Genomic DNA, 22,842 nt, shown 5'->3' with positions numbered 1-22,842 from the left:
TCCCATGCGTCGACACGGACGCAGGAGGGGCGATGTACGAGCGCGACGTGCTGGCGGGCGACTGGCGGCGGCCGGGCAGGGGGACGATCCCGCAGGTCCCGGCGGAGCCCGACCTCGTCGTGGAGGACGCCGAGGGCGGCTTCTGCGGCGCGGTGGTCGCCTGCGACAAGGAGGCCGTCACGCTGGAGGACCGGTTCGGGCGGCGGCGGGTGTTCCCGCTGGAGCCCGCCGCGTTCCTGCTGGAGGGCCGGGTCGTCACCCTGGTGCGGCCCGTCTCCGCTCCGAAGGCCCCCCGGCGCAGCGCCTCCGGCTCCATCGCGGTGGAGGGGCTGCGCGCCCGCGTCGCCCGGGAGAGCCGGATCTACGTCGAGGGCGTGCACGACGCCGCGCTCGTCGAGCGGGTCTGGGGCCACGACCTGCGGGTCGAGGGCGTGGTCGTGGAGTACCTCGAGGGCGTCGACCACCTGCCCGCGATCGTCGAGGAGTTCTCGCCCGGCCCGGGCCGCCGGCTGGGCGTGCTCGTCGACCACCTGGTCGCCGGGTCGAAGGAGAGCCGGATCGCCGAGCGGGTCGCCTCCCCGCACGTGCTGGTCGTCGGCCACCCCTTCGTGGACGTCTGGCAAGCGGTCAAGCCGTCGGCGCTCGGCATCCCCGCCTGGCCGTCCGTGCCCCGCGGCCTGCCGTGGAAGGAGGGCGTCGTCGCCGCCCTGGGCTGGAACCTGGAACCCGGTGACGCCTGGCGCCGGATCCTCGGGGCGGTCGGGACATATGCTGACCTCGAGCCGGAGCTGCTCGGCCCGGTCGAGGAGCTGATCGACTTCGTGACGGCCCCCGACGAGGCCGGCTGATCCCGAAGACCCACCAGGAGGGTCCATGAGCGAGAACCCCGGCGAGCCCCGCTACGGGGCCGAAGGAGACGACCGCACCCGGCCCGGTGAGGGATACGGCCACCAGCCGCCTCCCGCCTCGCCGTACGGCCACGGCGCCCACGGCGGCGGCCACCCCGGACCCCAGCCCCCGCCCTACGACCCGTACGGCCAGGCGGCACCCGGCCCTTACGGTTCCCATGACCCCTACGCCCGGCCCGCGCCCGGCTCCCCCCGAACCGTACGGGCCGTACGACCCGTACGGCCGCTACGGGCAGTACGGGTCGTACGGCCCGCGTCCCGGCACCGACGACACCACCCTGGCCATGGTCTCCCACCTGCTGGGCCTGCTCACCGGATTCCTCGGCCCCCTGGTGATGTACCTGGTCAAGCGGGACGAGTCCCCCTACGTGCGGGACCAGGCCGCCGAGGCGCTGAACTTCCAGCTCACCCTGATGGTCGCCTACGTCGTCGCCTGGGTGCTGGTGTTCGCGTTCATCGGCATCCTGCTGCTGCCCCTGATCTGGATCGGATCGGTCGTCTTCATGGTCCTGGCCGCCGTGTCCGCCAACCGCGGGGAGAGCTACCGCTACCCGATGTCCATCCGCTTCGTCAGCTGACGGACCGCCCGCGGATCAGCCGACCAGATCGCGCACCAGCGCGTCGGCCAGCAGGCGGCCGCGGAGCGTCAGCACCGCGCGGCCCCGCTTGAACGGCTCGGTCTCCAGCAGGCCGCCGCCCAGCGCCCTGGCCACCACGACGGGGCGGTCGATCTCCGCCAGCGGGAAGCCGTCGGCCAGCCGCAGCTCCAGCATCAGCCGCTCCACCGCGCGGTCCTCCGGCGCCAGCACCTCCCGCGCGTGCGCGGGCGAGACCCCCGAGGCCAGCCGTCCGGCGTAGGCCGCCGGGTGCTTGACGTTCCACCACCGGGTGCCGCCGACGTGGCTGTGCGCGCCGGGGCCGACGCCCCACCAGTCGCCGCCGGTCCAGTAGAGCAGGTTGTGGCGGCAGCGCGCCTGCGGCGAGGTCGCCCAGTTCGACACCTCGTACCAGCCGAACCCCGCCCCGGTGAGCATCTCCTCGGCGATGAGGTAGCGGTCGGCGGCCACGTCGTCGTCGGGCATCGGCAGCTCTCCGCGCCGGATCCGGGCGGCGAGCCGGGTGCCCTCCTCCACGATCAGCGAGTACGCCGACACGTGGTCGGGTCCGGCCTCGATCGCCGCGGCCAGCGAGGCCCTCCAGTCGTCGTCGCTCTCCCCCGGCGTGCTGTAGATCAGATCCAGGTTGACGTGCTCGAACCCCTCGGCCCTGGCCTCCCGTACGGCCTGGGCCGCCCGGCCGGCGTGTGCCGCCGGTCCAGCACCGCGAGCACGTGCTCACGGACGCTCTGCATGCCGAAGCTCATCCGGGTGAACCCGCCGCGCCGCAACCCGGCCAGGTAGGCCGGATCGACGGACTCGGGGTTGGCCTCGGTGGTCACCTCGGCGCCCGGGGCCAGGCCGAACTCCTCGTCGATCGCGCCGAGGATCCGCACCAGGTCGCGGGCGGGCAGCAGGGTGGGGGTGCCACCACCGAAGAACACGGTCTCGACCCTCGGCGCGGCCTCGCCGAGGATCGCGCGCGCCCGCCGTACCTCCTCGATCGCGGTGCCGGCGTAGTCCGCGTGAGAGGCGCCGGGACGAGCTCGGACGCCGTGTAGGTGTTGAAGTCGCAGTAACCGCACCGGGTCACGCAGAAGGGCACGTGGACGTAGAAGCCGAAGGGCCGCGTGCCGAGACCGGCGAGCGCGCTCTCGGGCAGCTCTCCGGAGGCCGGTACGGGGTCGCCGTCGGGAAGTGTGGATGGCACCTCCCAAGTCTGCCGCCCCCGCCGCGGTGCCCGGGACGGCTGGAGAGGCCGTCGGCGGCACGGTCTCCGGCGAGCGGGCGCACCATTGTGCGGCGAATCGGCGGCAAGCCGTTGACGCGTAGATCGCCCGCGCCTACGATCCGGGAAAACTTAAAGGAAAGTTTCCTATAAGTTGCCCCGAACCATTGTGGAGAATCCCGTGCAGAGACTCCTCCGGCGCATGCTCACGGCGGCGCTCGCCACCGGCCTCGCCGTGACCGCCGCCCCCGCGCCCGCCCAGGCCGAGACCGGCGGCCACGGCGACCGCTTCAAGCGGGTCGGCTACTTCATCCAGTGGGGCGTCTACGGGCGCGACTTCCACGTCAAGGACCTCGAGACCAGCGGCTCGGCCGCCAAGCTGACCCACATCAACTACGCCTTCGGCTTCGTCAGCGAGCAGGGCGAGTGCTACTCCTCCGACCCCTGGGCCGACTGGCAGCGCCCGGTCCCCGCCGAGCAGAGCGTGGACGGCGTCGCCGACGCCGAGGGCCAGGCCCTGGCCGGCAACCTCAACCAGCTCAAGAAGCTCAAGGCCAGGCACCCCGGGCTCAAGGCGCTGATCTCGCTCGGCGGCTGGACCGGCTCGAAGTACTTCTCCGACGCCGTCCTCACCCCCGAGAGCCGCGCCAAGCTGGCCTCCTCCTGCATCGACCTGTGGCTGCGCGGCAACCTGCCGGGCACCGCGCCCGGCGCCGGAGCCGGCGTCTTCGACGGCATCGACCTCGACTGGGAGTGGCCCGGCTCCTCCGGCGCCGAGGGCAACGTGATCCGCCCCGAGGACAGGCGGAACTTCACCCTGTTCCTGGCCGAGCTCCGCCGCCAGATGAACGAGTTCGACCGGCGCAGCGAGATCACCGCCTTCCTCCCCGCCGCCGCGGCGAAGATCGACGCGGGCTTCGAGGTCCGCGAGGTGTTCAGGAACCTGACCTTCGCCACCGTCCAGGGCTACGACCTGCACGGCCCCTGGGAGACCCGTACCGGCCACCACGGCAACCTGCTCACCGACCGGCGCGACCCGAACGAGGTGCGCTACAGCGTCGATCAGACCGTCCGCGACTACCTGTCGCGCGGCGCCCCGGCCAGGAAGCTCGTGGTCGGCGTCCCGGCCTACGGCCAGGGCTGGACCGGCGTGACCGGCGGCAGGAACGGCCTGTACGGCACCGCCACCGGCCCCGCCCCGGGCAAGTGGGCCGCGGGCAGCGAGGACTACAAGGACCTGGTGAACAAGCCCGGCAAGCGCTACCGCGACCTGCGCACAGGCGCGGTGTGGCTCTACGACGGCAACGAGTTCTGGTCCTACGACGACCCGGCGGCCGTGGCCACCAAGGCGGCCTACATCCGCCTGAAGGGCCTCGGCGGCTCGATGATGTGGTCCCTCGACCAGGACGACGCCCGGGGCTCGCTGACCTCGGCCCTGTACAAGATCCTGCGCTGACGGCTCCACGGGACCGCCGGGCCTCGGCCCTGTGCGAGATCCCGCACTGACGGCTCCACGGGGCCCGCGCCCACGAACGCGGGGGCCCCGCCGGAGGTCGACCGCGGCGTGAACGGCCGCGGGAGAAGAGACAGGGGGCGGGCACCGACCGGTGCCCGCCCCCTGCTCCCCTACCGGGACCTACTTCTTGGGCTTGTCGGTCGAGGACTCGGTGGACAGCGCGGCGACGAAGGCCTCCTGGGGGACCTCCACCCTGCCGACCATCTTCATCCGCTTCTTGCCCTCCTTCTGCTTCTCCAGCAGCTTGCGCTTACGGGAGATGTCGCCGCCGTAGCACTTGGCGAGGACGTCCTTGCGGATGGCCCGGATGTTCTCGCGCGCGATGACCCGGGCGCCGATGGCGGCCTGGATCGGCACCTCGAACTGCTGTCTGGGGATCAGCTCGCGGAGCTTCTTGGCCATCTCGACGCCGTAGCCGTACGCCTTGTCCTTGTGCACGATGGCGCTGAAGGCGTCGACGGCCTCGCCCTGCAGCAGGATGTCGACCTTGACCAGCTCCGACTCCTGCTCGCCGGAGGGCTCGTAGTCGAGCGAGGCGTAACCGCGCGTGCGGGACTTGAGCTGGTCGAAGAAGTCGAAGATGATCTCGCCGAGCGGCATGGTGTAGCGGATCTCGACGCGGTCCTCCGACAGGTAGTCCATGCCCTGCAGGTTGCCGCGCCGGTTCTGGCAGAGCTCCATGATCGCGCCGATGAACTCCGAGGGGACCAGCACGGTCGACTTCACCATCGGCTCGAAGACCTTGTCCACCTTGCCGGTGGGGAACTCCGACGGGTTGGTGACGACGACCTCCTTGCCGTCCTCCATGATCACCCGGTAGACCACGTTCGGCGCGGTGGAGATGAGCGAGAGGTTGAACTCCCGCTCGAGGCGCTCACGGACGATCTCCATGTGGAGCAGGCCGAGGAAGCCGCAGCGGAAGCCGAAGCCCAGCGCCGCCGACGTCTCGGGCTCGTAGACCAGGGCGGCGTCGTTGAGCTGGAGCTTGTCGAGGGCCTCGCGCAACTCCGGGTAGTCGTCGCCGTCGACCGGGTAGAGGCCGGAGAAGACCATCGGCTTGGGGTGCTCGTAGCCGCCGAGCGCCTCTGCGGCGGGACGCGCCACGGAGGTCACGGTGTCGCCGACGCGCGACTGGCGGACGTCCTTCACACCGGTGATCAGGTAGCCCACCTCGCCGACGCCGAGACCGTGGTCGGCGATCTTCGGCTCCGGCGAGATGACGCCGATCTCCAGCGTCTCGTGGGTCGCGGCGGTGGACATCATCAGGATGCGCTCGCGCTTGCCCAGGTGGCCGTCCATCACCCGGACGTAGGTGATGACGCCACGGTAGGTGTCGTAGACCGAGTCGAAGATCAACGCTCGGGCGGGCGCCTCGGCCACGCCGACCGGCGCCGGGACGCGCTCGACCACGTGGTCCAGGAGCTCGCGGACGCCGACGCCGGTCTTGCCGGAGACCTTCAGCACGTCCTCCGGCTCGCAGCCGATGAGGTGCGCGATCTCCGCGGCGTACTTCTCCGGCTGGGCGGCGGGCAGGTCGATCTTGTTGAGCACCGGGATGATCGTCATGTCGGCGTTCATGGCCAGGTAGAGGTTGGCCAGCGTCTGCGCCTCGATCCCCTGCGCCGCGTCGACCAGCAGGATCGCGCCCTCGCACGCCTGCAGCGACCGGGATACCTCGTAGGTGAAGTCCACGTGCCCCGGGGTGTCGATCATGTTGAGGACGTGGTCGGTCTCGCCGACCTTCCACGGCAGCCGGACCGCCTGGGACTTGATGGTGATGCCGCGCTCGCGCTCGATGTCCATCCGGTCGAGGTACTGGGCGCGCATGGAGCGGTCGTCGACCACGCCGGTGATCTGCAGCATGCGGTCGGCAAGCGTCGACTTGCCGTGGTCGATGTGCGCGATGATGCAGAAGTTGCGGATCACCGCGGGATCGGTCTGGCCAGGCTGATTACGCACCGGTGTCCGTTTCGACGGGATTGATGTGGATCAAGGGGCTGGCAAATCCAGCTATCTTCCCAGCAAGTTTAGCGAGAGGGGCGATGGCTTCACGCCGCCGGGCGAGCCGTTCCACCGCCACGCTTCCCTCACCGCCCGCCGCGCCGCCCACCCCGGCGCTCGCCGTACCGCCCGCCCCACCACTCCCGCCGCCTCCCGCTCGTTGACGGAACGGGCGGGTCAGGGTGACATGTCCGGATGATGAAATTCCGGCTGACGGAGAAGATCACGGTACGGCGCTGCCTGCGCGTGTTCGCCGCGGTGACGGCCGTCCTCCTGGCGCTCCCCTCGATGGCCGCGGCCTTCTTCTGGATCCAGTTCGCCGGCACGCCCGCCTCCTGGGCGCGGAGCACCGGTCACGACGCCCTCTGGCTGGGGCACGCCTGGGTGGACGGCCGCAGGACCGAGGCCGATGTGAAGACCTTGGCCGTACGGCTGCGCGGCACCGGGATCCGGGACGTCTACGTCCACGCCGGCCCGTTCGACTTCAACGGGGAACTCCCGCCCGCGAAATATCCCAACGCACGAGATCTCCTGAAATGGTGGCGGGCCGAACTGCCGGACGTCCGCGTCTCCGCCTGGCTCGGGCAGAAGGTCAACGGCGGAAGACTCGACTTCGGGGACCCTGCCGCCCGGCAGCGCGTGCTCGACGGCGCGCGGGACGTCATGGCCGCCGGGTTCGACGGCGTGCACTACAACTTCGAGCCGATCACCAGCGGTGACGCGGACTTCCTCGACCTGCTGGACAGGACCCGCCCCCTCGTCGGCGACGGCGTCCTGTCCACCTCGACCCCGCAGATCGAACCCCTTCCCGGTCTCCGCCCGGCCTCCCGCGCCGTCATCGGCCACGACAAGTACTGGATGCGGGACTACTTCGGCGAGGTCGTGGCCCGCACCGACCAGGTGGCGATCATGACCTACGACTCCTACCTCCCGCTCGGCTCGCTCTACGGCGGCTACGTCGTGCAGCAGGGCGAGACCGCCCTGGAGCTCGTGCCCGAGGGCAAGACCCTGCTGCTGGGCGCGCCCGCCTACCACGACCACGGTTACCCCTGGGGCGACGCGGCCGAGAGCGTCGCCGCGGCGGCCGAGGGCGCCCGGCTGGCGCTGACCCACCGCGGGACGCCGCGCCAGAGGTTCGGGCTGGCGCTCTACGTGGACTTCGCCGCCACCGACGAGGACTGGGCCGAATACACCCGTTCCTGGTACCGGCCCTGAGACCGGCGCGGTAAGCTGTACACGCATTCTTCTGCCCCGGTCGTCGATTTGAGCGACCACCTGGGCAGTTGGTAGCCTGTTCAACTGCGTGTGGCGCGCCCTCTCTGCCCGCGCGCCCCATCCGACGACATCACCGAGGCTTCTTCGTGGCGAACATCAAGTCCCAGATCAAGCGCAACCGGCAGAACGAGAAGGCCCGGCTGCGTAACAAGGCTGTCAAGTCGTCCCTCAAGACGGCGATCCGCAAGTTCCGCGAGGCCGCCGAGCAGGGCAACGTCGACGAGGCCATCGCGCTCCAGCGCGCCGCCTCCCGCCAGCTGGACAAGGCCGCCAGCAAGGGCGTCATCCACAAGAACCAGGCCGCCAACCGCAAGTCGGCGATCGCCCAGCGCGCCGCCACCCTGACGGCCGCCAAGTAGTCCCGGTTCTCCACCGAAGCGCCGCACCCCTCGAGGGCGCGGCGCTTCGGCGTTCCGCGGCTCCGCGTCCAGTCGCTCCCGAACCCGTGCCCCCGCCGTTCCCGGGCCTGGGGCTTCCTCCAGCGTCAAGCCGATCGTGAGCTCCGGCAGCGGCAGCGGACGGGTCTCCGTGTGACCCGCTCGGGTTCACACGAACCGCCGAAATCCTGATCGCGGCCCGGCCTCCTCGCACGAGGCCCGGCTGCTTGGCGCATCACGGTACGGCCGTCAGCGGCCGTTGCGGCTCGCCACGATGGTCTGGACGGCCCGCTCCAGCGCGTAGGCCGGGTCCGCACCGCCGCCCTTGACCTGCTCGTCCGCTGCGGCGACCGCCTGGAGCGCGCGCGCGATGCCGTCGGGCCCCCAGCCGTTCAGCTGCTCCTGGACCCGGCCGACCTGCCAGGGCGGCATGCCGAGGTGGGCGGCGAGCTGCCCACCTCGCAGGTTGCGCGGGGCTCCGCCCACCTTGGCCAGCGAGCGCAGGCCCCTGGCCAGCGCGCTCACCAGCAGCACCGGGGCCGTCCCCGTGGCCAGCGCCCACCGCACCTGCTCGAGCGCGTCACCCAGTCTGCCCGCGATGGCGGAGTCGGCCACGGTGAACCCGCTGACCTCTGCCCGGCCCCGGTGGTAACGGGCCACGGCGGCCTCGTCGATGGCCTTGCCCGGGGTGTCGAAGGCGAGCTGGCTGCAGGCCGCCGCGAGCTCCCGCAGGTCGTTGCCGACCGCGTCCAGCAGGGCTCCGGCCGCGTCTCCGCTGACGGTCCGCCCCGCGCGCTTCAGCTCGGCCTTGACGAAGGCCAGCCGTTCGGCGGGCTTGGTCAGCTTGCTGACGGTGACCACCCGGGCCCCGGCCTTCTTCACCCCGTCGACCAGCGCTTTGCCCTTCACCCCCCCGGGATGGACGAGAACCAGTACGGCCTCGTCCGCGGGGTCGGCGGCGTAGGAGACGATCTCGGAGACGACGTCCTTCACCAGGTCCTGCGCCGAGCGGATGACCACCACGGACCGGTCACCGAACAGCGACGGCGAGGTCAAGCGGGTCACCTCGCCTGATTCCACCTTCCCGCCCACCAGATCGACGACCTCGGCGCCCGGATCCGCCGCCCGGACCGCCGCGATCACCTCGCCCACCGCGCGGTCGGCCAGCAGTTCCTCGTCGCCGGTCACCAGGGTCACGGGTGCTGGATCGGTTGCCGCCATGCCGAGCAGCATGCCACGTGACGGCGACCGAATCGCAATCAGCAAGCCATTCGCAATCGGAGTGCAGGCTCTTCGGGGCACTATCAGATGAGGACAGAGGAGGTGAAAACCATGATGACGTCCACCATTCGCCGTCACACCTGCCCGCGCTGCGGAACGGTCCTCGACGAGGGCCCCATCATGTACCGCTGTGCGCGGTGCAAGCGCTCGGTCTACGCCGCCGACGTGAACACCGAGTTCCGCCGCCCGGCCAGGACTCCGGCCTAGCGGGGCCCTGGCCCTCCCCGGACACCCGCCCGGACGAGGTCCTGCACCTCCCCCCAGGACCTCCCCGTGACACCCTCACCGGCTCCCGTCCCCGGGCGACTCAGCGTCCCCGGGGGACGATCGCCAGACCCCCGTCACGGAGCACCACCGCCAGATCTCCCGACAGATCGGTCCGGTGGGTCCGCATGCCCAGCCGGTTCAGCCGAGCCAGGGTCACGGAGGCGGGATGACCGTAGCCGTTGCCCGCCCCGACGCTGATCAGCGCCGCACGCGCGCCGGAGGCGGCGAAGAAGCCCGGGTGATGGCCGCTGGACCCGTGGTGCGGGATCTTGATGACATCGGCGGGCGGGAGGCCCCGCCGGAGCAGATCCTCTTGGGCCTCGGTCTCGATGTCGCCGGTGAGCAGCGCCGTCCCTGCCGCCCAGCGCACGTGCATCACGACGCTGGCATTGTTGACCTCCGTCCCCTCCCCTCCACCACGCGCGCCCCCTCCTCCTTCCACCGGGCCGATGACCGTGAACTCCGACGGTCCGAAGCGCCAGCGCATGCCCGGCCGGGCCGTCCACCGGGTGACCCCGCGGCGGTCGAGGTCGCCGCGCAGCCTCGCGCTCTCCCTCCCCTCCTCTCCGGGACCGAGCAGCGCGGCGCCCACCTTGCGCCCGCGGAACACGCCGCCCAGGCCGCCGACATGGTCGAAGTGCGGGTGGGTCAGGACGACCAGCGGGACCGCTTCGACCTCCATGTCACGCAGACAGCGGTCCACCTGCGCCGGATCCGGCCCCGCATCCACGACCACCGCCCGGCCCCGTCCTGCGGCGACCAGCAACGCGTCCCCCTGGCCGACGTCGCAGACCACCAACAGCCAGTCCCGCGGCGGCCAGCGGGCCACCACCGGTCCCACGAGAACGACCGCCGCCAGCGCTCCCGCCACCAGGGCACCGGTGATCCACCGCATGCGCCGGCGCCTCAGCGTCAGGACGGCCACCGGTGCGGCGACGGCCAGCAGGGCCAGCCCCGTGAGACCGGCCGGCCATGGCACCACCGCCAGGGGAAACCCCGCCGCGCGCTCCGCCACCTCAATGATCCACCCTGTCGCCAGCCCCGCCGGGTGGACCAGCAACCGGGCCACCGGCATCAGTACGGGTGCGATCAGCGCGGCGGCGAAGCCGAGCAGGGTGGCCGGAGCGACAGCCGGTCCCGCGAGGAGGTTGGCGGGGATCGCGACGGGGGCGAGCTGTCCCGCCATGAGCACGAGCACCGGGGTGACGGCGGCCTGTGCGGCGGCGGGCACGGCGATCGCCTCGGCGGCCCATCGGGGGAGCCGGGGCGTCCGTCTCGAGATCCGGTCACGCCAGCGCGGGGCGAGCAGCAGGATGCCGCCGGTGGCGCACACGGACAGGGCGAAGCCGTACGAGCGGGCGAGCGCGGGGTCGAACAAGATCAGCAGGAGGACGGTCGCCGACAGGGCCGCGACGCCGTCGCGGGACCGGCCCGTGCCGAGCGCCAGGGCGGCGGCGGAACCCATGAGGAGTGCGCGGAGCACGCTGGGAGAGGGCCGGGCGATGACTGCGAAGGCCAGCATCGCCAGTACGGCGAGCACCGCTCTCGCGGCGAGCGGCAGGCCCGCCGTCCGGGCCAGCGCCACCGCGGCTCCGGCCACGATGGCCAGGTTGGCGCCGCTGACCGCCGTCAGGTGGCTGAGCCCGGCGGCCTTGAAGTCGGCCCTGACCTTCTCGTCCATCCGGGACACGTCCCCCACGACCAAGCCGGGAAGCAGGCCGCGCCGGTCCGGTGGCAGCACGTCGGCGGCGGCTCGGAGGCCGGCCCGGAACGCGCCGGCCACGTTCTGCACCGCCGACGGTCCGCTCAGCACCCTCGGCGGATCCCGGACGAGGACCACTGCGGCGAGCAGTTCTCCCGACTCGGCCGGGCCGAACCGTCCCCGGATCTCGATCCGCTGGCTCGGCAGCAGGGGGCGCCACTCCTTCCCCGAGGTGAGCAGCACCACCGGAGCCCGCACCCGCGTCCTTCCCGTGGCCGTGGTCACCGCCTCGATCCTGGCGGGCACGACGAAGCTCTCCCGCCGGAAGACCGACGCCTGTCCTCTCATCTCCCGGGGGTCGTCCGTCAGCACCGCTTCCGCCGTCACCGAGGCTCCCTTCCGCACCAGGTCCGCCACCGGTCCCGTATCGGCGGCATGGACCCGGAAGGCCACGGTCGCGGCCGTCGCCGCCACGCAACCGAGCACCGCGATCACCGCGTTCCTCCCTGCGGGCAAGGAGCCGGGCGCCTTCCTGACCAGACGCGCACCGGCGAGGCGGACCGGTGCGGCGACCAGCAGCGCACCGACCGCGGCGGCGACGCTCACCGCGGCACCCGCCGGAGCCGGGCAACCCAGGAGGACGAGCGCGACCGCCCAGGAGGCGAGGGCGGGCAGGACGAGCCGGAGAGCGTGCGTCGAGCCTGCCAGGCCGGCGTCCCCGCCACGGTGACCGGGAGCGGGACCGGGACCGGGACCGGGGCTGAGGACGGGGGCGGAGCCGAGGCCAGAACCGGAGCCGGGGACGGGCGTGCGAACATGCCCGGCGGCATGGACTCCGACCCCGGTCGTAGAGGCGCGGGAGAAGCCGGGCGGGGTCATACACGGACCTTGTCTTTCATCTCGGCGTATTTCCTCTCACCGATGCCGCTGACCTCGCGGAGCTGCTCGACGCTCCGGAATCCACCGTGGCCGTCGCGGTATTCGGTGATGCGGCGGGCGAGCACCTCTCCGACACCCGGCAGCTCCTCCAGCTGCTCCGGCGTGGCGGCGTTGAGATCGACGATCATCGACGCGGGATCGGCGGGAGGAGCGGGGACGACCGCTCCGGGTGCCTCCCGTCCCGGGGCGCCGACGACGATCTGCTCTCCGTCGACGAGTCTGCGGGCGAGGTTCAGGGAGCCCGAGGAGGACCCTCCGCGCGCGCCTCCGGCGGCCTTGACCGCGTCGGCCACTCGTGAGCCGCCGGGCAGGACGACGACACCGGGACGACGGACCTTCCCGGTGACGTGGACGGTGACCTCGACGGCCGCCGAGTGCAGCGGCCGGGGAACGGCGGCCTCCGTGAGGGAGGGGCCGGATGTCGGCGCGGGTGGAGCGAGGGGTTCGGGCTCCGGCTGGGACCGCCAGGCGTAGACGCCTCCGGTGATGACCGCCGCCAGGGCGACCAGGAGCAGCACTCTCAGCCCCGGGCGGCCGGGGTCGAGTGCGGGACGCTGGGCGGCGACGGCCGTACGGAGTGCTTCGAAGGAGGGCGGGACCGGCGCGGAACGTGCCCGGTCGTCGGAATCAACGGTGTCGGCGCGGCCGAAGGTGTCGACGCGGCCGGCGGCGCCGGGGCTGCCGAAGGCGTCGGCATGGCCGAAGGTACCGGCATGGCCGGGGGTGCCGGTGCGGCCGGCGGGGTCGGGATCCGCCCTGGGCCCCGTGGCCGTTCCCAGGATGGCGGAACCGCGGAAACCCGTCAGCGTCCGCAGCCGTGACTCCGCGCGGAACCGCTCGCTGTCCTGATCCGTGCCCATGTGCGGAACGCTAGGCCGCCGCCTCCGCAGGACCGTTGGCCGAACTCGGTTCTGTGGACGACGGACTGGATCCCGGGCTCCCTGTGGAGGAACGTCACGGAGAGAGGGGGGAGACCGTCACCCCGAGCATGCCCGGTCCCGCGTGGGCGCCGAGAACCGCACCGACCTCGACCACGACCACCCTGAAGAGATCGGGGAGGCGCTCGGAGAGCCGTACGGCCAGCGCCTCGGCCCGGGGAAGGGAGGAGATGTGCTGGACGGCCACCTCGACCGGCCCGGCATCCGCAGCGGCCCGGACCGCGAGGTCCTCGAGGCGGGCGATGGCCCGGTTCGCCGTACGCACCTTCTCCAGGGGGGCGATCACACCGTCGGCGATGTGCAGCAGCGGCTTGATCATCAGAGCGGAGCCGAGCATGGTCGCCGCCGCGCCGATGCGGCCCCCCCGGCGCAGGTACTCCAGGGTGTCGAGGTAGAAGAAGCTGCGGGTCTCCGCCATGCGGCGGCGCGCGGCTCCGGCCACGTCGGCGCCGGTCGCCCCCCGCACGGCGGCCTGCGCCGCGGCGAGGACCGGGAAGCCGAGTCCCATCGCGACGGATCCGCTGTCGACGACCTCCACCGGGATCGGAGAGTCGGCGGCGCCGGCCCTGGCCGCCTCGACGGTGCCCGACATCTTCCCGGACAGGTGGATGGAGACCACGGCTTCGGCGCCGGCGGCGGCCGCCTTGGCGTAGGCGTCCGCGAAACGCCGGGGCGCGGGCCGGGAGGTCGTGATCGGAGCCCGCTCCCAGAACGCCCTGCTCGTTTCAGCCCTGCTCGTTTCAGCCCTGCTCGTTTCAGCCCTGCTCGTTTCAGCCCTGCCCGCTCCGCCCCCGCCCCTGCCCGCTCCGGCGCCCTCCGCTCCGGCACCATCCGGTGCAGCGCCGTCCGCCATCGCGGCGTCCGCGCCGGGATCGTCCGCCTCCGTACCGCGTGGCCCTCTGCCGTCCGTCCCCGCGCCGTCCGCCCGCACCGCGTCGTCGAAGGCCCTGCCCCCGACGACCACCTGGAGCGGCACCACGACGATCCCCAGCCCGGCGGCCTCCTCCGGAGGAAGGTACGCGGTGGAGTCGGTGACGACGGCGACCGATGGTGGCATGCCCAGAGATTATCCGCAGCAGACCGCATGATCGAGGGTGGAGCGGGCGGGAGGTGCTCCGTACCGGAGGGCCGCCGGATCGGGGGCCGGGGCGGAACCCCGTGCCGAGTGCTACTGGACGGGGGTGCCGCCCCGCCAGACGCGCCGGGGCTTGAGTCCGAAGGCCCAGGCGAAGGCGCCCTCGTGGTCCGCGTCCCACTGGACGATGTCGGCCAGCCGGCCAGGGGCCAGAACGCCCCGGTCGGGGGCTCCGAGAACGGTGGCTCCGCCCAGGGTGGCGGCGCGCAGGGCGTCGCCCACGCTCATGCCGAAGGCCGCCACCGCGAGGCTGACGACCAGGGACATCGAGGTGATGCCGCAGTGCCCGGGGTTGTGGTCGCTGCCGAGGGCCACCGTGACCCCCTGGGCCAGCATCCGGCGCACGGGGGGCAGGCTGCCGCGCTGGAGCGCGGTGCCGGGACAGAGCACGGCGGGGACCCCGTAGCGGGACAGGAGCGCGATGTCCTCGTCGGAGGTGTGGTGGAGCAGGTCCGCCGAGGCGCATCCGAGTTCGGCGGCGAGCTGGACCGCGCCGCGGCGGCTGTAGGCGCCGGCGTGGACACGGGGAAGCAGGCCGACGTTGCGTCCCGAGGCGAGCACCCAGCGGGCCTCTTCGGTGGTGAAATGGCCCTCGTCGCAGTAGACGTCCACGCTGTCGGCACCGGCCGCGGCGGCGTCGGCGCACCAGGCTCCCACGGCCTCGACGTAGTCGCGCTGGCGTCCGAAGTACTCCGGCGGGACGACGTGCGCGGCGAGGAACGTGACGTGCACGCGCGGCATCATCGGCTCCTTCTCCAGCTCGCGCAGGAGCCGCACGTCGGCGAGCTCGCCGTCGCGGGTGAGGTGGTAGCCGGTCTTCGCCTCGACCGTGGTGGTGCCGCTGAGCAGCCACTCGCGCAGGCGCTCGCGGACGCCGTTGCACAGGGTCCACGGGTCGGTCCCGCGGGTGACCGTGACGGTGGAGCCGATGCCCCCGCCGGCCGCGGTGATCGCGGACGGGGTGGAGCCGCCCGAGCGCATGGCCATCTCCGCGTAGCGGTTGCCCGCGTAGACCGGATGGGTGTGGGCGTCGATCAGGCCGGGCGTGACGAGCGCTCCGCCCAGGTTCTCGACGTGGTCGACGTCGACGATGTCGTCCACCACGCCGGGGACGCTCTGCGGCAGGTCCGCGGCGCGGCCGACCCAGGCGATGCGGTCGTTGTGCACGAGGATCGCGGCATTGCTGCAGACGTCGTTGCCGGTCCAGAGCCGGCCGATGTTGGTCAGCAGGCGGACCGTCATCGCATCACCGCCTTGTGCGCAGGGAAAGGCACCGGAGCGGAGGGCGTCTCCGGAGACGACAAGGGAGCCCGGCCGGTGCCGGGCGTGGTGCCCACCGGGTCCGCTCCGAGTCCGGACGACATTGGGGGGTCTCCTGCTCTCATCCGCTCATGTGTGTGCGGCGACAGTAGCGCCGGGGTCATGATCCGGCGGTTTCGGTTCAGTTACGTTATTTCACAGCTTGGCCCGCTGTACAGGCTAATTGGGAAGAAGGCCGATTCGCCGTAACCGCCACCGGTTCGCCAGCCTCGCGCCCGCAGCCGACAGCGAGCATGTTTCCGCAGCTCAGATCACTCGTTCCCCACCTGTAACATCGGGCGACAAACAGACCTGTGCCCTAACATCTCGTTAGGTTTGCCCCATGGTAGCAACCCCAACCTTGACCGGCCAGTGCCGGATTTATGGCGATATATACGGTTTTTAGGAAGTGTCAGTTCTTCTCAATCCAGGTTCGCCACGCAAGCGCCGGCATTGCCCGTAGAGTCGATACTCTTCTAATCTCACATAACGACCGGCCGCGTCGGCGACACTTCGGCACCGCTCCCAAGCCTCCTCCCGGCCCCGCTCCATGAGCTCTGCGATCCCTTCCCGGCCCCGCTTCATAAATGGGGCACATCATGACAAGCGCTGCAGTACGCACGCCGCCTGACCGAGGCGATGGCCGCCGCCCCTCCGGACCTCGCTCTGGTGGATCTGCTGATGCCCCGGACGGACCGGACGGCTCCTGAACGCCCTCGGAACGTGCGGGAGCCGGGCCGGGGACGTCCGTACGTCCCCGGCCCGGCTCACGGGCCGCTCCTGCGGGCGGCCACCGCGCCGTTCCGGCCGCCTCAGACGGTCTCGACCGGCTTGGCGGTCCTCTCCAGCTCGGCGAACAGACCGGGCAGGACCCTGGCGTGCAGGATCGTGCCCTCCTCGGTGTGCTCGACGTCGAGGACCTCGCCCTCCTGGTGGACCCGGGAGACCAGGTCGCCGCGCTGGTACGGCACGAGCATCCTGACCTCCTGGTCGAAGCGCGGCAGCTCGCGCTCGATCACGGCCCTCAGCTCGTCGATCCCGGCGCCGGTGCGGGCCGAGACGACGACGGTGTGCTTCTCCCGCGCGGTCAGCTGAGCCAGCACCACCGGATCGGCCGCGTCGGCCTTGTTGACGACCACGATCTCGGGGATGTCCCCGGCGCCCTCGATCTCGGAGAAGACCTCCCGCACGGCGGCGAGCTGCGACTCCGGGTCGGGGTGCGAACCGTCGACCACGTGCAGGATCAGGTCGGCGTCGCCGACCTCCTCCAGCGTGGAGCGGAAGGCCTCGACCAGCTGGTGCGGCAGGTGCCGGACGAATCCGACGGTGTCGGCCAGCGTGAACAGCCGTCCCTCGGGGGTGTAGGCCCGGCGGACGGTCGGGTCGAGGGTGGCGAACAGCGCGTTCTCCACCAGGACGCCCGCGCCGGTCAGCCGGTTCAGCAGCGAGGACTTCCCGGCGTTGGTGTAGCCGGCGATGGCCACGGCCGGGACCTCGCGCTGCACCCGCCGCGCGCGCTTGGTCTCGCGCGCGGTGGTCATCTCGCCGATCTGGCGGCGGAGCTTGGCCATCCGCTCGCGGATGCGGCGGCGGTCCAACTCGATCTTGGTCTCACCGGGACCGCGGCCGCCGATGCCGACGCCGCCCGCGGCCCGGCCGCCGACCTGGCGGGACAGGTTTCCGCCCCAGCCGCGCAGGCGCGGCAGGAGGTAGTTGAGCTGGGCGAGCTCGACCTGCGCCTTGCCCTCCCTGCTCTTGGCGTGCTGGGCGAAGATGTCGAGGATCAGCATGGTCCGGTCGATGACCTTGACCTTGACGACCTCCTCCAGCTGCCGCAGCTGGCCGGGGCTCAGCTCACCGTCGCAGACCACGGTGTCGGCGCCGGTGGCCGCCACGATGTCCGCCAGCTCCTGCGCCTTGCCGGAACCGATGTAGGTCGCCGTGTCGGGCTTCTGACGGCGCTGGATCAGTCCCTCCAGCACCTCCGAGCCCGCCGTCTCCGCGAGGAACTTGAGCTCCAGGAGGGAGTTCTCGGCGTCGGTCACCGTGCCCGAGGTCCAGACACCGACCAGGACGACCCTCTCGAGCCGCAGCTGACGGTATTCGACCTCGGTGACGTCCTCGAGCTCGGTGGAGAGCCCTGCCACCCGGCGCAGCGCCTGGCGCTCGGCCAGGTCCATCTCACCGGTTTCGGGCAGATCGTCGAACTGGTCAAAGTCCAGCGACTCACGAGTGTCTATGTCGTTGCTCCTGTTCGGATGTTCGGTCTTCTTGTGACGCCTGTGGCGTGACACCTATGACAACGCCCGGACGCCCCGGATGTCTTCCCGCCGATGGTGCCACGTGAACGTCCGGTCCTCACCTGGTTATCCCCCGCCGCCCGCCCGGACGGGCGGGATCCGGACCCTCCCGGCCGGGCGGTGACGCCGACCGCCTCCTCGCGGCGGTGGCGCGCGGGACCCGGACCCGGACCCGGGCGGACGGGGCTCAGACCGGCAGCACCTTCGCGTCCCCGGCGCCGCTCGACACCTTCACGGTGCGGGTCGCGGACGGGTCCTGCTCGACCTGGATCGTCTCGTCCCCGGCGCCGCTGCTGAGGTCCACCCGGTAGGGGCCCTTCGGCAGCCGTACCGTGGCGTCGCCCGCGCCGGTCTCCACGACGACCCGGTCGGGTGCGGCGGTGAACTCCGCCTCGACGTCGCCGGCCCCCGTGTCGGCGGTGAACGCCTTGCCGGCCAGGCCGCCGGCCTCGATGTCACCGGCTCCGCTGCCGGCCTCCACCTCGCCGGTGAGGGAGCGCAGCGTGATGTCACCCGCGCCGGTCTCGACCCGGACCCGCACCCCCTTCGGGATCTCGACCTTGTAGTCGACGCTGCAGCTCCCCAGGCTGAACCCGGACGGGCAGGTGTACTTCAGCGTGAGGGTGCCGCCGTCGACGGAGTGCTCCGTCTTGGGCTTGTCGTTGCTCCAGTGGAGGGTCTCGGTCACGCTGATCCCGCTCCGGCCGGACTCGTTCACCACGATGTCCCCGGCCTCCGCGTCCACGGAGAGCACCAGCACCTCGTCGGTCACGTCGTAGGAGACGGCGGTCTGCTGAGTGGCCAGGCCGATCCCGCAGCCGGAGAGCACGAGCGCCGATCCCAAGAGCGCCCCCGCGGCCAGCATGTTCTTCTTCATGACCCTGATCCTCGACTTCCGGGAGGCGCTCCGCCTCCCCCTCACGACCGGTTCCGCACCCTCTCCGTCGGAGGGAACTGATCCAACTGTGGCCCGGCCGACCTCATGATCCCATCCGGGAGACCCCGGAGGGGGCCCTGAGAGGACCCCGGCCTTTGACCCGTAAGTGACCGTCCAGTAGCGTCGATTCCACAATTCAGAAGTTGTTTTCCACCAGACGGAAAGGAAGCTCATGGACGGCGTTGAGATCACCGGCCCCATGCTGGAGCGGTTCGACCAGATCCTCACGCCGGAGGCGCTGGCCTTCGTCGCCGCCCTCCAGCGCGAGTTCGGCGCCCGGCGCCTGGAACTGCTGGCCGCCCGCCAGGCCCGGCAGGAGGAGCTGTCGGCCGGAGGCACCCTCGACTTCCTTCCCCGGACGAAGCACGTGCGCGAGTCCGAGTGGAAGGTCGCTCCGCCCGCGCCCGGCCTGGTGGACCGCCGGGTGGAGATCACCGGCCCGGTCGACCGGAAGATGACGATCAACGCGCTGAACTCCGGGGCCAAGGTCTGGCTGGCGGACTTCGAGGACGCCAACGCCCCCACCTGGGAGAACACCGTCAGCGGACAGCTCAACCTGCGGGACGCGCTGGACCGGACCATCGACTTCGAAACCGGTGGCAAGAGCTACGCGCTCAAGCACGACGAGGAGCTGGCCACCATCGTGGTCCGCCCGCGCGGCTGGCACCTGGAGGAGAAGCACCTCACCTGCGACGGCGCCCCGTTCTCCGGCTCGCTCGTCGACTTCGGCCTCTACTTCTTCCACTGCGCCGCCCGGCAGCTCGCCAAGGGCAAGGGCCCCTACTTCTACCTGCCGAAGATGGAGTCGCACCTGGAGGCCCGCCTCTGGAACGACGTCTTCGTCCGGGCGCAGGACCTGCTCGGCGTCCCGCAGGGCACGATCCGCGCGACCGTGCTGATCGAGACCTACCCGGCCGCGTTCGAGATGGAGGAGATCCTCTACGAGCTCCGCGACCACTCGGCCGGGCTCAACGCGGGCCGCTGGGACTACCTGTTCAGCGTCATCAAGAAGTTCCGGACCCGGGGCCGGGAGTTCCTGCTGCCCGAGCGGAACGCGGTGACCATGACCGCGCCGTTCATGCGCGCCTACACCGAGCTGCTGGTGCGCACCTGCCACAAGCGCGGCGCGCACGCCATCGGCGGCATGGCCGCCTTCATCCCCTCCCGCCGCGACCCCGAGGTCAACAAGGTCGCCCTGGAGAAGGTCACCGCCGACAAGACCCGCGAGTCCGGCGACGGCTTCGACGGCTCCTGGGTCGCCCACCCCGACCTGGTCCCGATCTGCCGCGAGGTCTTCGACGGCGTGCTCGGCGACCGCCCCAACCAGATCGAGCGGCTCCGCGAGGACGTCTCCGTCTCCGCCGCCGACCTGCTCGCGGTCTCCAAGACCCCGGGCGACATCACCGAGGCCGGCCTGCGCAACAACGTGGACGTGGCGCTGCGCTACCTCGCCGCCTGGATGGGCGGCCTGGGCGCGGTGGCGATCCACAACCTGATGGAGGACGCCGCCACCGCCGAGATCTCCCGCTCCCAGATCTGGCAGTGGATCCACAACGACATCGAGCTCGCCGACACCGGGGCCGTGGTCACCAAGGAGCTCGTCGAGCGGATCATCGACGAGGAGCTCGCCAAGATCAAGACCGAACCGGGCTACGACGAGGCCCTCTACGCCCAGGCCACCGCGCTGTTCAAGGAGGTCGCCCTCGACGACGACTTCGCCGAGTTCCTCACCCTGCCCGCATATGCCCGCATGCCGTGACACGAGGGATCCGGCGGTGGGATCCTCCTCGTCCGGAGAGGATCCCACCGCGGTCCCACGGCTGCCGGAGGGGGCGCGTTGACGGACCCGACAGGCGTGACACCCGCGCTCGGCCCCGTGCTCGACAGGGCCGCCCGGCGGCTGGCGGCGGTCCTGCCGCCGGGTGCGGTGATCACCGATCCGGTCCGGCTGCGCACCTACGAGTGCGACGGCCTGACCCACCACCGGGCCGTCCCCGGGATCGTCGTGCTCCCGGAGACCACCGGGCAGGTCTCCGCCGTGGTGCGGATCTGCAACGAGTACGGCGTGCCGTTCGTGGCCCGGGGCGCGGGCACCGGGCTGTCCGGCGGCGCGCTCCCGCGGACCGACGGCGTGCTGGTCGTCACCTCCAGGATGCGGCGCGTCCTGGAGGTCGACCTGCCGAACCGGCGGGCCGTGGTGGAGCCCGGCGTGACCAACCTGGCGATCACCGAGGCGGTCGGCCCGCACGGTTACTACTACGCGCCCGACCCCTCCAGCCGGCAGGTCTGCACGATCGGCGGGAACGTGGCGGAGAACTCCGGCGGCGCCCACTGCCTGAAGTACGGCTTCACGGTCAACCACGTGCTGGCCCTGGAGATCGTCACCCCGGACGGCGACGTCGTCACCCTGGACGCCGACGATCCGGGCTACGACCTGCTGGGCGCGTTCGTCGGCTCGGAGGGCACGCTCGGGATCACCACCAAGGTCACCGTGCGGCTGCTGCGCGCGCCGGAGGCCGTGACCACGCTGCTGGCGGCGTTCGGGAGCATCGAGCAGGGCGGGCGGGCCGTCTCGGCGATCATCGGCGGCGGCATCGTCCCGGCGGCGATCGAGATGATGGACGCGCTGGCGATCGAGGCCGCCGAGGCGGCCGTGGCCTGCGCCTATCCCGCCGGCGCGGGCGCGGTCCTCATCGTGGAGCTGGACGGGCCGGCCGCCGAGACGGCGCTCCGGTCCGCCGAGGTGGAGCGGGTCTGCCGCGAGAGCGGCGCGTTCGAGCTGCGGACCGCCGCCGGCCCCGAGGAGCGGGACGCGATCTGGAAGGGCCGCAGGTCCGCCTTCGCCGCGGTCGGCCGGATCAGCCCCGCCTACATCGTGCAGGACGGCGTGGTTCCGCGAACCGCGCTGCCGGACGTCCTGGCCAGCATCGACCGGCTCTCGGCCGAGCACGGCATCCGGGTGGCCAACGTCTTCCACGCCGGCGACGGCAACCTGCACCCGCTGGTGCTCTTCGACGACGCCGAGCCCGGCGCGGCCGAGCGGGCCGAGACCGTCTCGGGCAGGATCCTCGACCTGTGCGTCGAGCACGGCGGGTCCATCACCGGTGAGCACGGGGTCGGCGTGGACAAGGCACGATATATGCCGAAGATGTTCACCGACGACGATCTGGACACCATGCAACTGGTCCGCTGCGCCTTCGATCCCCGAGGCCTGTCCAACCCGGGCAAGGTCTTTCCGACCCCACGCCTGTGCGGCGAGGCGCCGGGCGTCCGCAGGGGCGCGCATCCGCTGGTGGAGTCCGGCAGGGCGGAGCAGTTCTGATGGGCGCGCCGTACGGGAGCGGCCCCCGCCGGGCCTCCGCGGGCGGGAGCGCCGCGGACGGGGCCTCCGCGAGTGAGAGCACCGCAGACGGGAGCGCCGCGGGGACGGCGCCGGAGGTGCTGAAGGCGCTGCGCGGGACCGGCGCGGAGATCCGGGAGGCCGGTCACGGCGATGCCGTCGCCGGGGTCGCGCCCCGCTGGGTGGCCCTGCCGGGGAGCACCGAGGAGGTCGCGGCGCTGATGCGCGTCTGCGCCTCCCACGACCTGGCCGCCGTCCCCACCGGCGGCGGCACCCGGTTGCACTGGGGGCGCCCGCCGGAGCGCTGCGACCTGCTGGTCGGCACCCGCCGCCTGGACGGGATCCTGGAGCACGCCTCCGGCGACCTCGTCGTGCGGACGCAGGCGGGCGTGACCGTGGAGGCCCTCGCCGGGGTCCTCGCCGCCGCCGGCCAAGAGCTCGCACTCGACGTCCCCTCCGGCGGCTCCACCGTCGGAGGCGCGCTCGCCACGGCCGCCGCCGGACCGCGCAGGCTCCGCTACGGCACCGCCCGCGACCTGCTGATCGGGATCACCGTCGTGCTCGCGGACGGCACGGTCGCCCGGTCCGGCGGGAAGGTCGTGAAGAACGTCGCGGGCTACGACCTGGGCAAGCTCTTCACCGGTTCGTACGGCACGCTCGGGATCATCACCGAGGCCGCCTTCCGCCTCCATCCGGCCTCCCGGGTCCGCCGCTGGATCACCGTCCGCCTCCCCGGCCCGGAGTCCTGGACGGCTCCGGCCGCGGGCCCCGGCGACCGCCCGGCCCACGCCGGAGGCTCCGGG

General features: G+C 72.1%; 17 protein-coding genes and 1 pseudogene. 9 read left to right on the top strand and 9 right to left on the bottom strand.

All coding sequences use genetic code 11. The features are described 5' to 3' along the window. The first annotated feature begins 32 nt into the window (after positions 1-32). Together ACWJ6R_RS00090 and ACWJ6R_RS00085 are read left to right on the top strand one after the other, a co-directional pair. A complete protein-coding gene (locus ACWJ6R_RS00090; RefSeq protein WP_449060229.1) occupies positions 33-848 on the top strand; it encodes a DUF3097 domain-containing protein in 816 nt (271 codons plus the stop codon). A 218-nt stretch (positions 849-1,066) separates the two neighbouring features. Next, a complete protein-coding gene (locus tag ACWJ6R_RS00085) occupies positions 1,067-1,486 on the top strand; it encodes a DUF4870 domain-containing protein (protein ID WP_449060228.1) in 420 nt (139 codons plus the stop codon). A 15-nt stretch (positions 1,487-1,501) separates the two neighbouring features. Here ACWJ6R_RS00085 and hemW read toward each other — a convergent pair. Then, a pseudogene (hemW, locus tag ACWJ6R_RS00080) lies at positions 1,502-2,714 on the bottom strand (radical SAM family heme chaperone HemW). Between the two features lie 199 nt (positions 2,715-2,913). On the opposite strand from hemW, the gene ACWJ6R_RS00075 reads away from it, so the two are divergent. Then, complete coding sequence (locus ACWJ6R_RS00075) at positions 2,914-4,188, top strand: glycoside hydrolase family 18 protein (protein ID WP_449060227.1); 1,275 nt, start codon at positions 2,914-2,916, stop codon at positions 4,186-4,188. A 180-nt stretch (positions 4,189-4,368) separates the two neighbouring features. Here ACWJ6R_RS00075 and lepA read toward each other — a convergent pair whose 3' ends face one another. Next, entirely contained in the window at positions 4,369-6,207 is a 1,839-nt protein-coding gene (gene lepA, locus ACWJ6R_RS00070) for a translation elongation factor 4 (RefSeq protein WP_449060226.1), read from the bottom strand. A gap of 237 nt (positions 6,208-6,444) precedes the next feature. Between lepA and ACWJ6R_RS00065 the strand changes: the two genes are divergently transcribed. Continuing rightward, on the top strand, positions 6,445-7,464 hold the full coding sequence (locus ACWJ6R_RS00065; RefSeq protein WP_449060225.1) for a hypothetical protein: 1,020 nt from the start codon (positions 6,445-6,447) through the stop codon (positions 7,462-7,464). 146 nt (positions 7,465-7,610) lie between these two features. Next, on the top strand, positions 7,611-7,883 hold the full coding sequence (gene rpsT / locus ACWJ6R_RS00060; protein WP_068896890.1) for a 30S ribosomal protein S20: 273 nt from the start codon (positions 7,611-7,613) through the stop codon (positions 7,881-7,883). A 267-nt stretch (positions 7,884-8,150) separates the two neighbouring features. Here the strand turns inward: rpsT and holA are convergent, their stop codons facing one another. After that, a complete protein-coding gene (gene holA, locus ACWJ6R_RS00055) occupies positions 8,151-9,122 on the bottom strand; it encodes a DNA polymerase III subunit delta (protein ID WP_449060224.1) in 972 nt (323 codons plus the stop codon). 114 nt (positions 9,123-9,236) lie between these two features. Here holA and ACWJ6R_RS00050 point away from each other — a divergent pair, with 114 nt between their 5' ends. Next, positions 9,237-9,389, top strand: a complete 153-nt coding sequence (locus tag ACWJ6R_RS00050) for a hypothetical protein (RefSeq protein WP_449060223.1) — start codon at positions 9,237-9,239, stop codon at positions 9,387-9,389. 100 nt (positions 9,390-9,489) lie between these two features. Here ACWJ6R_RS00050 and ACWJ6R_RS00045 read toward each other — a convergent pair whose 3' ends face one another. The 6 genes from ACWJ6R_RS00045 to ACWJ6R_RS00020 all read right to left on the bottom strand — a co-directional run bounded on the left by ACWJ6R_RS00045 (position 9,490) and on the right by ACWJ6R_RS00020 (position 18,639). Then, on the bottom strand, positions 9,490-12,030 hold the full coding sequence (locus tag ACWJ6R_RS00045) for a ComEC/Rec2 family competence protein (protein WP_449060222.1): 2,541 nt from the start codon (positions 12,028-12,030) through the stop codon (positions 9,490-9,492). Beyond that, positions 12,027-12,950, bottom strand: coding sequence for a helix-hairpin-helix domain-containing protein (locus ACWJ6R_RS00040; protein WP_449060221.1), 924 nt, complete (start codon positions 12,948-12,950; stop codon positions 12,027-12,029). Before ACWJ6R_RS00040 ends, ACWJ6R_RS00045 begins: the two co-directional genes overlap by 4 nt. 94 nt (positions 12,951-13,044) lie before the next feature. After that, positions 13,045-14,085 carry a DegV family protein gene (locus ACWJ6R_RS00035; protein ID WP_449060220.1) on the bottom strand — a complete coding sequence of 347 codons (1,041 nt, stop codon included), beginning with the start codon at positions 14,083-14,085 and terminating at the stop codon, positions 13,045-13,047. 111 nt (positions 14,086-14,196) lie between these two features. Further along, positions 14,197-15,405, bottom strand: coding sequence for an imidazolonepropionase (gene hutI, locus ACWJ6R_RS00030; RefSeq protein ID WP_449060219.1), 1,209 nt, complete (start codon positions 15,403-15,405; stop codon positions 14,197-14,199). 869 nt (positions 15,406-16,274) lie between these two features. After that, positions 16,275-17,642 carry a GTPase HflX gene (gene hflX, locus ACWJ6R_RS00025; RefSeq protein ID WP_449060218.1) on the bottom strand — a complete coding sequence of 456 codons (1,368 nt, stop codon included), beginning with the start codon at positions 17,640-17,642 and terminating at the stop codon, positions 16,275-16,277. Between the two features lie 307 nt (positions 17,643-17,949). Further along, the gene (locus ACWJ6R_RS00020) at positions 17,950-18,639 is read right to left on the bottom strand and encodes a DUF4097 family beta strand repeat-containing protein (RefSeq protein ID WP_449060217.1); all 690 of its coding nucleotides are present in this window, start codon (positions 18,637-18,639) and stop codon (positions 17,950-17,952) included. Positions 18,640-18,871: 232 nt separating this feature from the next. Here ACWJ6R_RS00020 and aceB point away from each other — a divergent pair, with 232 nt between their 5' ends. The 3 genes from aceB to ACWJ6R_RS00005 form a co-directional block, all read left to right on the top strand. After that, positions 18,872-20,458, top strand: coding sequence for a malate synthase A (aceB, locus tag ACWJ6R_RS00015; protein WP_449060216.1), 1,587 nt, complete (start codon positions 18,872-18,874; stop codon positions 20,456-20,458). A gap of 78 nt (positions 20,459-20,536) precedes the next feature. Beyond that, the gene (locus ACWJ6R_RS00010) at positions 20,537-22,021 is read left to right on the top strand and encodes an FAD-linked oxidase C-terminal domain-containing protein (protein ID WP_449060215.1); all 1,485 of its coding nucleotides are present in this window, start codon (positions 20,537-20,539) and stop codon (positions 22,019-22,021) included. Beyond that, on the top strand, positions 22,021-22,842 hold an 822-nt coding region (locus ACWJ6R_RS00005; protein WP_449060214.1), incomplete at its 3' end, for an FAD-binding oxidoreductase. The genes ACWJ6R_RS00010 and ACWJ6R_RS00005, both read left to right, overlap by 1 nt.

This window comes from Planomonospora algeriensis (genome assembly GCF_977012225.1).
Note: the sequence above shows the minus strand (reverse complement) of the source record. Positions and strands in the feature narration are given on the sequence as shown.